The 11602-nt window shown below is 29.4% G+C and carries 11 protein-coding genes; 10 read left to right on the top strand and 1 reads right to left on the bottom strand.

The window, feature by feature from the left end:
• The 10 genes from ABY298_RS11755 to ABY298_RS11800 form a co-directional block, all read left to right on the top strand.
• On the top strand, nucleotides 1–675 hold a 675-nt coding region (locus ABY298_RS11755), incomplete at its 5' end, for an ACP S-malonyltransferase (RefSeq protein ID WP_372746251.1).
• A 345-nt stretch (nucleotides 676–1020) separates the two neighbouring features.
• Nucleotides 1021–1839 (top strand): prephenate dehydratase, encoded by an 819-nt coding sequence (locus ABY298_RS11760; RefSeq protein WP_372746252.1) that lies wholly within the window; start codon nucleotides 1021–1023, stop codon nucleotides 1837–1839.
• Complete coding sequence (locus ABY298_RS11765) at nucleotides 1839–2987, top strand: pyridoxal phosphate-dependent aminotransferase (RefSeq protein ID WP_372746253.1); 1149 nt, start codon at nucleotides 1839–1841, stop codon at nucleotides 2985–2987. Before ABY298_RS11760 ends, ABY298_RS11765 begins: the two co-directional genes overlap by 1 nt.
• Before the next feature lie 10 nt (nucleotides 2988–2997).
• On the top strand, nucleotides 2998–3846 hold the full coding sequence (locus ABY298_RS11770; protein ID WP_372746254.1) for a prephenate dehydrogenase: 849 nt from the start codon (nucleotides 2998–3000) through the stop codon (nucleotides 3844–3846).
• 37 nt (nucleotides 3847–3883) lie between these two features.
• Nucleotides 3884–4960 carry a chorismate mutase gene (locus ABY298_RS11775; protein ID WP_372746255.1) on the top strand — a complete coding sequence of 359 codons (1077 nt, stop codon included), beginning with the start codon at nucleotides 3884–3886 and terminating at the stop codon, nucleotides 4958–4960.
• A 236-nt stretch (nucleotides 4961–5196) separates the two neighbouring features.
• Nucleotides 5197–6135, top strand: a complete 939-nt coding sequence (rsgA, locus tag ABY298_RS11780) for a ribosome small subunit-dependent GTPase A (RefSeq protein WP_372746256.1) — start codon at nucleotides 5197–5199, stop codon at nucleotides 6133–6135.
• A 5-nt stretch (nucleotides 6136–6140) separates the two neighbouring features.
• The gene (gene dtd / locus ABY298_RS11785) at nucleotides 6141–6593 is read left to right on the top strand and encodes a D-aminoacyl-tRNA deacylase (protein ID WP_372746257.1); all 453 of its coding nucleotides are present in this window, start codon (nucleotides 6141–6143) and stop codon (nucleotides 6591–6593) included.
• Between the two features lie 68 nt (nucleotides 6594–6661).
• Entirely contained in the window at nucleotides 6662–8578 is a 1917-nt protein-coding gene (locus ABY298_RS11790; RefSeq protein ID WP_372746258.1) for a DUF3857 domain-containing protein, read from the top strand.
• A complete protein-coding gene (locus ABY298_RS11795) occupies nucleotides 8575–10596 on the top strand; it encodes a DUF3857 domain-containing protein (protein ID WP_372746259.1) in 2022 nt (673 codons plus the stop codon). Before ABY298_RS11790 ends, ABY298_RS11795 begins: the two co-directional genes overlap by 4 nt.
• Before the next feature lie 94 nt (nucleotides 10597–10690).
• Nucleotides 10691–11332 carry a YceI family protein gene (locus ABY298_RS11800; RefSeq protein ID WP_372746260.1) on the top strand — a complete coding sequence of 214 codons (642 nt, stop codon included), beginning with the start codon at nucleotides 10691–10693 and terminating at the stop codon, nucleotides 11330–11332.
• Between the two features lie 102 nt (nucleotides 11333–11434).
• Here ABY298_RS11800 and ABY298_RS11805 read toward each other — a convergent pair.
• Nucleotides 11435–11602 (bottom strand): Lrp/AsnC ligand binding domain-containing protein (locus tag ABY298_RS11805; protein ID WP_372746261.1); only part of this gene is annotated, 168 nt, incomplete at its 5' end.

An 11602-nucleotide genomic window follows, 5' to 3' on the forward strand; every position in this document is an offset into this window, starting at 1 on the left:
GCAAAAACATTAGGTGATAGTTTTAAACCAGAAATGGTTGCAGGGCATTCTTTAGGTGAACTTTCTGCATTAGTTGCAAATGGTGTTTTAACTTTTGAAGACGGATTAAAATTAGTATCAAAAAGAGCTTTAGCAATGCAAAAAGCTTGTGAAAAACAACAATCTACAATGGCAGCTGTTTTAAATTTAGATGATGCAATTGTAGAAGAAGTTTGCGCTCAAATAGAAGGAGTAGTAGTTGCTGCAAATTATAACTGCCCAGGTCAATTAGTTATTTCTGGAGAAATGGAAGCAATTGATAAAGCGTGTGCTGTATTACTTGAAAAAGGTGCAAAACGTGCACTTAAATTACCTGTTGGTGGCGCATTTCATTCACCGTTAATGGAGCCTGCAAGAGAAGAATTGGCAGAAGCTATTAAAAATACTGTTTTTAGTGAGCCAACATGTCCAATTTATCAAAATGTTGTAGCAAAAGCAGTTTCAAATCCTGAAGAAATTAAAGAAAATTTAATTGCTCAATTAACAGCTCCAGTACGATGGACACAATCTGTACAACAAATGATTGAAGATGGAGCAACTGAATTTATTGAAGTTGGCCCAGGAAAAGTATTACAAGGTTTAGTGAAAAAAATTGATAGAAATGCAGTTGCAAATTCAGCTGTTTTAAGTCTATAATTAAAGTTATTTTTTAGATTTTAATTATCCCTGTTGAAATTTTAAAGTAAATAAATATTAAAAACGAGATAAAAATTATTAAAAAAATATTTTTATCTCGTTTTTTTTGAAATATTCATAACTCTTCGTTTTTTGTTCAAAAAAATCTTGTTTTTATAAAATTAATGTATAGATTTGCTGTCATAATTTTAGATAATGATAACGAATAACACTTATAATAGCTTCTATTTTTACTTTTATTTTAGCAATAAGAGATGAGGCTTTATACGTGATATTTAAATAATAAAAAAATATATAATAAGGTCTCGAAAGTTTTTCGGGACCTTTTTTTTGATGTAAATAAAAATGAGAGTAGCAATACAAGGAATTAAAGGATCATTTCACCATATAGTTGCAGATCAATATTTTGGTGGAAATATAGATTTGATTGAATGTTTGTCATTCAGTGAAATGCCAAAATTATTGTTAGATAAAAAAGCAGAAGTGCTAATAATGGCTATTGAAAATTCTATTGCAGGAGCAATTTTACCAAATTACGCATTAATAGATGATAATAACTTAGCAATAAGCGGTGAATATTATTTATCCATTTGTCATAATTTAATGGGGCTTCCTGGTCAAACAATAGAGGATATTTCAGAAGTGTATTCGCATCCAATGGCCTTACTACAATGTCATAGTTTCTTTAAAAATTATCCTCATATTAAGTTAATTGAAGATAAGGATACAGCTTCGGTTGCAAAAAGAATACAAGACAAGCAATTAAAAGGAGTTGGAGCAATTGCCAGTAACTTAGCAGCAGAAACTTATAAGTTAAATATAATTGCACCAGAAATTCAAACAATTAAAGATAATTCAACACGTTTTTTTATTCTCACAGGAACCGAAAACAGAACCAGTGTTTCATCAAACAAAGCATCAATAAAATTTATTACTAGTGATGATACAGGCAGTTTGGCAACGGTACTTACAATTTTAGCAAAACACAATTTAAATTTGTCTAAAATACAATCGATGCCAGTAATTGATACACCTTGGAAATATGCCTTTTTTGCCGATTTTATTTTTGATAGTTATGCAGATTATTATAATGCAATAACTGAAATTAAAGACAAAGTAGCAGCATTAACAGTTTTAGGCGAATACAATAAAAGTAAAAGATAATGATACAAAAAGCAGATAGGTTAAACAATGTAAAAGAATACTATTTCTCTATGAAATTAAGAGAAGTAGCTGCTTTAAGAAACGCTGGAAAACCAGTAATTAATATTGCAATTGGCAGTCCAGATTTGCATCCTTCAACAAAGGTTATTGAAGCTATAAAAAACGCAGTAGAATTGCCAAATGCACATCAGTACCAAAGTTACCAAGGAATACCTGAGTTACGTGATGGAATGGCTCAATTTTATAAAGAAAAATATAATGTTACATTAAATCCGGCTTCTGAAATATTACCATTAATGGGTTCAAAAGAAGGAATTATGCATATTTCTTTAGCGTTTTTAAATAAAGGAGATCAGGTTTTAATTCCAAATCCAGGGTATCCAACGTATGCATCTGTAACCAATTTGGTAGAAGCTACAAGTATTTTTTACAATTTAAACGTTGAAAATAATTGGTTGCCAAATTTTGAAGAAATTGAAAAAAACGACCTTACTAAAGTAAAAATAATGTGGGTAAATTACCCGCACATGCCAACTGGAGCCGTTGCAACTAAAGAAGATTTTAAACAATTAATAGCATTTGCTAAAAAGCATACTATTTTAATTGTAAATGACAATCCGTATAGTTTTATTTTAAATGAAAATCCAATTAGTATTTTGGAGGTTGATGGCGCAAAAGATGTAGCTATAGAACTAAATTCATTAAGTAAAACTTTTAATATGGCAGGCTGGAGAGTTGGAATGGTTGTAGGTGATGCGCAAATTATTAAAACAATATTAGAAGTAAAAAGCAATATGGATTCTGGTATGTTTTTAGGAATTCAAAAAGGAGCAGTAGAAGCTTTTAAATTATCGAATGATTGGTTTCAGCAATTGAACAAAATTTATGAGAAAAGAAGGGCTTTGGTGTGGCAAATATTTGATGCGTTAAACTGCACATATAATCCAGCTATAGGAGGGTTATTTGTATGGGCAAAAATTCCTGAAGGACAAACTTCAGAAGCCTTAACAGATAAATTATTGTACGAAAAAGATGTGTTTATTACTCCAGGAACTATTTTTGGAACCAATGGAGAAGGTTATATTCGTGCTTCTTTATGTGTAGATGAGGCAACCTTAACAGAAGTTTTAAATAGAATAACAGCTTAAAATTAATAAAATGGAAAAAATAGTTGTTATTGGGTTGGGTTTAATAGGTGGTTCATTAGCGTTGGATTTAAAACAACGTATGGAATGTGAGGTTTATGGAATTGATCATAACCCAGAACATATTAAAAAAGCAAAAGAATTAGGAATTATAGATAGTGAAATTGAATTTGGAGCTATTAAAAATGCTTCAGTTGTAATTATTGCTGTTCCAGTTGATATAATTTCAAAAGTAGCTATTGATGTATTAAATGTTATTTCAGATGATACCTTGGTTTTTGATGTAGGTTCGGTAAAAAATAATATATGTTTGGCTATTGAAAATCATCCAAAGCGTAAAAATTATGTGGCGGCACATCCTTTAGCAGGTACAGAATTTTCAGGACCAGAAGCGGCCATATTAAATTTGTTCGATTCAAAAGTGAATATTATTTGCGAATCAGATAAAAGTGATTGGAAAATTTTAGACAAAGCTTTAAGCTTGTTTAAAAAATTAAATATGAGAATAAAATTGATGAATCCTGTAGAACACGATAGACATATTGCATATGTTTCGCATCTATCGCACGTTAGTTCTTTTATGTTGGGAAAAACAGTTTTAGAAATTGAAAAAAACGAACAAGCTATTTTTGATATGGCAAGTACAGGTTTTGCATCAACAGTGCGTTTAGCAAAAAGTTCGGCATCAACTTGGACACCAATATTTCTTCAAAATAAAGAGAATTTAATAAGATCTTTAGAAGAATACATTAAAAATTTAAATGAATTTAAAGAAATGGTTGAAACTAATAATAGTGAAGCATTAACTGAAACTATGAAAAGTACCAACTATATTAAAACTATATTAAACGGAATTAAATAGAATAAAATATTAAAATAATAACATAACTAAATTAAAAATGGAAATTACTAAAGAGAACAGAAAGTGGTTAGATGATATGGGATTATCTCATCCAATTGTAATAGCAGGACCTTGTAGTGCTGAAACTGAAGATCAAGTGTTAAAAACAGCACATTTATTAAAAGATACTGATGCTAATGTTTTTAGAGCTGGTATTTGGAAACCAAGAACAAGACCAGGAGGTTTTGAAGGTGTTGGAGAAATTGGATTACCTTGGTTGCAAAAAGTAAAAGAAGAAACTGGAATGTTGGTTACAACAGAAGTTGGTAACGCACAACACGTTGAGTTAGCTTTAAAATATGATATTGATATCCTTTGGATTGGAGCAAGAACAACTGTAAATCCTTTTGCAGTACAAGAAATTGCAGATGCTTTAAAAGGAGTGAACAAGCCAGTATTGGTTAAAAACCCTGTAAACCCAGATTTACCTTTATGGTTAGGTGGTGTTGAGCGTTTTCAGGCAGCTGGTATTTCTCAATTAGGAGTAATTCACAGAGGTTTTTCTACATACAATTCTTTACATTACAGAAACAAACCAAAATGGCATTTAGCTATTGAATTAAAAAAGGAATTCCCAAATTTACCTTTAATTTTAGATCCATCACATATTTGTGGTCGTAGAGATACGTTGTTAGATGTTTCTCAAACTGCATTAGATTTAAACTATGATGGTTTAATGGTGGAAACACATATTGATCCAGACAAAGCTTGGAGTGATGCTGCACAACAAATTACACCTGCAGCTTTACACCAAATGACCTTAGATTTGAAAATTCGTCAACAAAGTAGTTCTGGTGAAGAGTTTCAACGTAAACTAAACATGCATAGAAAAGAGCTAGATTTAATTGATAATTCAATTATTGATATTTTAGCTGATAGAATGACAATTGCAGAAGCTATTGGACGATTAAAACATAAAGAAAATGTGGCAATTCTTCAAAGTGGAAGATGGGCAGATATTTTAGCTGCAATGGTTCAAGCTGGTGCCGATAAAGGTTTAAGCAGAGAATTTGTAGAAGAAGTATTTAAAGCAATACACGTTGAGTCTATTAATATTCAACATAATGTAAAATAAATTTAAAGAGGCTGTTCAAAAAGCATTTAGAATCGTCATTCTGAACTTGATTCAGAATCTCAATATACGTATTATCAATTAATATGAGAACCTGAAACGAATATTCACGAATTCCATAAATAAAATATAAAATGGATACGTAATCAAGTTCATGTTGACGAAAATTTCACTTTTTGCACAGCCTCTTTTTTTTAAACTTTTGCTGCTTCATACTTTTTTAAAGTATATTTGCCACAATGGAAGGTATTGTAACAAAATCTACAGGTAGTTGGTACACCGTTTACACAAAAACAGGTGAAAGAATTGATTGTAGACTAAAAGGAAAGTTTAGAATAAAAGGTATAAAAAGTACCAATCCTGTTACAGTAGGTGACCATGTAAAGTTTGAATTTGAACCTGGTAAAACTACAGGTGTTATTAATGAGATTTTTGATAGAAAAAATTATATCATTAGAAAATCAGTTAATCTATCCAAACAAACGCACATTATAGCCGCTAATATTGATATTGCTTTTTTAGTTGTTACTATAGATAATCCACCAACGTTTACAGGCTTTATAGATCGTTTTTTGGCCACTGCAGAAGCCTACAATATTCCTGCAATACTACTTTTTAATAAATTAGATTCTTATGATGATGATCAGTTAGATAAATTAGCAAATTTAGATGCTATTTATTCTGATATTGGTTATCAATGTATTGCTATTTCCGGAACTAAAAAAATTGGATTGGAGGAGGTTAAAGAATTAATGAAAGATAAAACAACTATGTTTTCGGGTCATTCAGGTGTTGGAAAATCAACATTAATTAATGCCATAGAACCTTCATTAAATTTAAAAACTGCAGAGATTTCTAAACAACACAAACAAGGGCAACATACTACAACTTTTGCCGAAATGTTTGAACTTAGCTTTGGTGGTTTTATAATTGATACTCCAGGAATAAAAGGTTTTGGTGTGGTAGATTTTCAACCAGAACAAATTACTGATTATTTTCCTGAGTTTTTTAAACTTAAATCTAAATGTAAATTCAATAATTGTTTGCATATAAACGAGCCAAAATGTGCTATAAAAGATGCTGTTGAAAGTGGTGAAATTGCGCAATCCAGATACAATAGTTATGTACAAATGGTGGAAGGTGATGAAGAACATTATAGAACCGATATTTATAGTTAATTTTTATGAAAACCGTTATTCAAAGAGTTACAGAAGCTTCGGTAACAATTAATAATAAAATTGTAAGTAAAATTAATACTGGTCTTTTAATTTTAGTTGGAATTGAAAATGAAGATACAACCGAAGATATTGATTGGTTGACAAAAAAAATTGTAAATCTTCGTATTTTTAATGATGAAAATGATGTGATGAACAAATCATTAATAGACATTAACGGAGAAGCTATTGTTGTAAGCCAATTTACATTACAAGCCAGTACAAAAAAAGGAAACCGTCCTTCTTATATAAAAGCTGCAAAACCTGAAATTGCAATTCCTTTGTATGAAAGTTTTGTAAAAGAATTTGAAAATAAACTTGGAAAACCTATTGGAACAGGAGAATTTGGTGCAGATATGAAAGTTTCGTTACTTAATGATGGACCTGTTACTATTTTAATAGATTCTAAATTACGAGAGTAATTTTAAATATGAGATTTATCATACAGCAATAAAAGAATTTTTTGTACTTTTAATAAAATTTGCATGCTATGAAAAAAACAAAATTACTCGTATTAATTTTTTTGTTTACTATTTACCTAATTCACTCACAAAATTTTAATTTCAACAGTAATTCTATCCCAGAAAACTTAAAGCAAGATGCGCATTCTGTTATTTTGTTTAATACTGTAAATGTTGTTTTAAAATCCCAAAAATCAATGAATTACACGGTTTCAAACGCCACAACAGTGTTTAATAAATTTGGCGATTCTAATAGATATGTTGTAATTCCTTATGATAATAGTAGGCGAATAAAAAATGTTTCAACTATTATTTATAATGCAGCCGGAATTGAAGTAAAAAAAGTAAAAAGCAAAGAGTATAAAGATGTAAGTCAGGTTGATGGCGGAACTTTATTTGCCGATAATAGAATGCTTTATTTTGAGCATATTCCTTCAACTTATCCTTATACAATTTATTTTGAGTACGAAATAGAAACGTCAAATACTGCTTTTATTCCCAGTTGGAATCCTTTAACAGATTTTGAAACAGGTTTGTTATCTGCTTCCTATAAAATTAGTTATAGTAATGACTTGAGTTTAAATGTACGAGAAGTTAATTTTGATACTTATAATGTAGAAAAAGTTAAAAAAGATAATTCTTTAAATTATACACTTTCTAATTTACAACCTATAAATAATGAACCTTTAAGTATTTCATTAAAAGAACTTTTGCCTAATGTAAAAATAGCAGCTAATCAATTTTATGTCGATGGAAAATCTGGTGAAGCTTCTAACTGGAAAGAGTTGGGAAAATGGGAATATGATAATTTATATAAAGATGTTAGTAATTTAAGCGATGAAACCATTGCTAAGGCAAATTTATTGGTTAAAAACGCTAAAAATGATATAGAAAAAGCGAAAATAATTTACCAATATGTACAAGAAAAGACCAGATATATAAGCGTACAAGTTGGTATTGGAGCATTAAAACCAATGTTGGCAAGTGAAGTAGATAGGTTGGGATATGGAGATTGTAAAGCACTAACTAATTACACAAAATCTTTGTTGAATGCGGTTGGTGTAACATCATATTTTACAGAGCTTTATGGTGGCTTTGAGCGACTAAATATGGATTTTAACTCGCCTAGTATACAAGGGAATCATGTAATTTTAAACTTACCAACTGAACAGGGCGATATTTGGCTGGAGTGCACAAGTCAAAAAGTTCCGTTTGGTTACATTGCTAATTTTACCGATGATAGACAAGTAATTGTAATAAAACCAGAAGGTGGTGAGCTTCAAAAAACTACGGTTTACAAAACAGAAAATAACCTTCAATTTACAAAAGGTAGCTACACTATAAATAGCGATGGATCAATAAATGCCAATGTTAAAATTGAATCTACCGGAACCCAATACAATGATAATTTACATAATTATGAAGGTAAAAATCCAACGGAATTAGACACTCAGTTTAAAGCGTATTTTAATACTATTGATAATATTATTTTTTCAAAAATAGAAGTATTAAACAATAAGGATAATGCAAAATATGAAGAGAATTTGGTGTTTTCAGCATCTAATTATGCATCGTTTAGCGGTGATAAAATGCTTTTTATAGTAAATGCTTTTAACAAAAATTCAATAATTCCAAAACGCATAAGAAATAGAAAGTTGCCTTTTGAAATTTCCAGAGGTTATGTAGATGTAGATGAAGTTGAAATTAAACTTCCTGCTACTTTTGAAATTGAATATATGCCAGAAAACAAAGAAATTGTTTCAAAATTCGGAACGTATTCTATAGAACTTATAAAAATTGATGATAGTAATTATTTGTATAAAAGAAAACTACAAATAGAGACCGGAAAATATGAGCCGGAAGAATATGAAAATTATAGAAATTTTAAAAATGATATTAATATAAACGATAATGTAAAAATTATTTTAAAAGCAAAAACGTTATGAAAAAGGTTTTAATTTTATGTGTAGTTTTAATTTGTTTTAAAAACTTAAAAGCACAAGATTACAGAGTAGGTAAAATATCTAAAGAAGAACTTTTAGAAAAAGTATACAGTGCAGATTCAACTGCCAATGCAGTTAAACTTTATGTAAATAGGCGCGTGTATTTTGATTATAGTCAAAATGAAGGGTTTAAATTGGTAACGGAAGTTCAAGAGCGTATAAAAATATATAACAAAGAAGGGTACGATTGGGCAACCAAAGAAATAAAATACTATACGCCAAGCGGTTCTGAAATTGAAAAAATAAATATTCAGGAAGCTAAAACTTACGTTTTAGAAAATGGGAAAGTAGAATCTTATAAATTAAAAAACAATGAAATATTTACAGAGAAACAAAATAAATATTGGTCTGTAGATAAATTTACAATGCCAAATATTGTTGATGGTTGTATTATTGAATGGAAATACAGTATAATTTCTCCGTATAAAAGTATTGATAAAATTGTACTACAAAGTAGTATACCAATTAAAAAATTTGAAGCATCTATTGAAATCCCTGAGTATTATAGTTTTAATTTAAAAGAAACAGGGTATTATAAAATCAATTCAATGTCTAGTACTAAATATGATAATATTTTGATAAGTAGTTCTTCAAGACCTCAGGGCTCTGGATTTTCATCAACCCATACAAACTTTTCAACTCAAAAAATTGACTTTAAAACAAATGTAACAAAAATAGACAATGAAAACATTCCTGCTATTATTGAAGAGCCTTTTGTTAATAATATTAAAAATTACGCAACAACTTTACATTTTGAATTAGCCTTTGTAAATTGGCCTCAAACTCCAATTGAGTATTTTTCTCAATCGTGGGAAGATGTAACTAAAACTATTTATAAGAATAGTGATTTTGGTTTAGAATTGGAAAAATCAGGCTATTTTAAAGACGATTTAAACGCAATAATTGCAAAATCTGCTGGGAACAAACAGCAACTAGTATCAAATATTTTGGCCTTTGTAAAACAAAAAGTAAAGTGGAATAAGGTTGAAGGAATTTTCACCTACAATGGTGTAAGAGAAGCCTATAAAAACGGCATTGGAAATGTAGCCGACATCAATTTTATTTTAATAGCAATGCTCCGAGAAGCTGGACTTTCTGCAAATCCGGTTATTTTAAGCACTAGAGATAATGGTATTCCAATTTTTCCAACAATTGACGGATTTAATTATGTGATTGCAGGCTTGGAAGTTGAAAATGATGTTGTTTTATTAGATGCAACAGAATTATACAGCACGCCAAATATATTACCATTACGTGCTTTAAATTGGCAAGGCCGTATTGTTAGAGACTCTGGTTCATCAACTTGGGTAAATTTAATACCAAAAGCATTATCTGAAACAAATAATACTTTAGATATTTCAATAAAAACAAATGGTGAAATTGAAGGGTTAAAAAGAACAATGTATATTAACAATAGTGGGTTTAATTATAGAAATAAATTTGCAAACAGTTCTGATGATAAAATAATTGAAAAAAATGAAGATGCTGAAAAAATAGAAATTTTAGACTTTAAAGTTGTTAATATACAAAATATTGATAAGTCAATTGTAGAACTCTATAAGTTCAATAAAAAAAATGCAGTTGATATTATTGGAGGTAAAATTTACTTTAAACCACTATTTTTTACTGCTACTACTAAAAATCCTTTTAAACTAGAAAACAGAGAATATCCTATAGATTTTGGAGCGCCTTTTAGCAATAAAGATATTATTAGTATAAATATACCAGATGGTTATGAGATTGAATCAATTCCTGAAAGTATTAACATCGGATTACCAAATAATATGGGTGTGTATCAATTTAAAATATTAGTAACAGGAGCTAAAATTAATGTGTTTTCATTGTTAAAAATAGAAGCAGCTGCGTATCCCGCTGAAAATTATAAAGAATTAAAAGAGTTTTTTAAGTTATTGGTAAATAAGAATGTAGAGCAAATTATTTTAAAAGAAGTAGGTTCCTAAATAGTTAAAGAATTCTTAAATAGAAAAATAATGAGTAAGTATTTGTTATTTTGCAATACTATTACATTTAATACTAATTAAATTAAAACAAAAAATGAAAAAAATTATGATTTTGGCACTTATGGTAAGTGCATCTTTTATTGCTTGTAAAAACGATAAACCAAAAGAAACTGAGGCTGTTGTTGCAACACCTGAAGTTGAAACTATTGCAGATGGAACATACACCGCAACTGTAGAAAGCTCAATTTTAAACTGGAAAGGTTTTAAACCTACAGGAACTCATGACGGAACCGTAGCTATTAAAGAAGGTAACCTAGTAGTTGCTGACGGAAAATTAACTGCTGGTGATTTTACTTTTGATATGAATTCAATGGTAGTTTTAGATATCCCTGCAGATGATGAAAACAATGCAAAATTATTAGGTCATTTAAAAAACAGTGACTTTTTTAATGTAGAAAATAACCCAACAGCAACATTTAAAATTGTAGAGGTTGTAAACGGTGAAACTACCGTGGTAAAAGGAGATTTAACAGTTAAAGGAATTACAAAAAGTATTGAATTCCCAGTAACTATAACTCAAACAGCTACAGGAGTTGAGCTTGTTGGAGAAACATTTAAAATTGACAGAACAGAATTTGATATTCAATACAAATCTCAAAAGTTTTTTGATGATTTAAAAGATAAATTTATCAATGATGAATTTGAAATTTCATTTAAAGTAGCTGCTACTAAGTAGTTGTTTTAAATACCATTAAAAAGGCTGTTTTAAAAATCTAGGAAGTCGTCATGCTGAATAAATTCAGGTTGACGGAAATTTAGGTTCTAAAACAGCTTTTTTTTACGCCATAATATTTAATGTAGTATTGTCTTTTACAGCACTCATAACAAAATTACTTTGCACATTTGCAACAGATTCTAAAACCGATAATTTGTTTTTTAAAAACAACTGATACGATTTAATATTTGGGGTAATTATTTTTAACAAATAGTCAAAATTTCCAGCAAC

Source organism: Lutibacter sp., from assembly GCF_041596795.1.
Classification (GTDB): Bacteria; Bacteroidota; Bacteroidia; order Flavobacteriales; family Flavobacteriaceae; genus Lutibacter.

What these genes read in the sequence shown, in the direction of transcription:
- ABY298_RS11760 (WP_372746252.1), top strand. Translation starts at nt 1,021, where the DNA reads ATGAGAGTAGCAATACAAGGAATTAAAGGATCATTTCACCATATAGTT.
- ABY298_RS11765 (WP_372746253.1), top strand. Translation starts at nt 1,839, where the DNA reads ATGATACAAAAAGCAGATAGGTTAAACAATGTAAAAGAATACTATTTC.
- ABY298_RS11770 (WP_372746254.1), top strand. Translation starts at nt 2,998, where the DNA reads ATGGAAAAAATAGTTGTTATTGGGTTGGGTTTAATAGGTGGTTCATTA.
- ABY298_RS11775 (WP_372746255.1), top strand. Translation starts at nt 3,884, where the DNA reads ATGGAAATTACTAAAGAGAACAGAAAGTGGTTAGATGATATGGGATTA.
- rsgA (WP_372746256.1), top strand. Translation starts at nt 5,197, where the DNA reads ATGGAAGGTATTGTAACAAAATCTACAGGTAGTTGGTACACCGTTTAC.
- dtd (WP_372746257.1), top strand. Translation starts at nt 6,141, where the DNA reads ATGAAAACCGTTATTCAAAGAGTTACAGAAGCTTCGGTAACAATTAAT.
- ABY298_RS11790 (WP_372746258.1), top strand. Translation starts at nt 6,662, where the DNA reads ATGAAAAAAACAAAATTACTCGTATTAATTTTTTTGTTTACTATTTAC.
- ABY298_RS11795 (WP_372746259.1), top strand. Translation starts at nt 8,575, where the DNA reads ATGAAAAAGGTTTTAATTTTATGTGTAGTTTTAATTTGTTTTAAAAAC.
- ABY298_RS11800 (WP_372746260.1), top strand. Translation starts at nt 10,691, where the DNA reads ATGAAAAAAATTATGATTTTGGCACTTATGGTAAGTGCATCTTTTATT.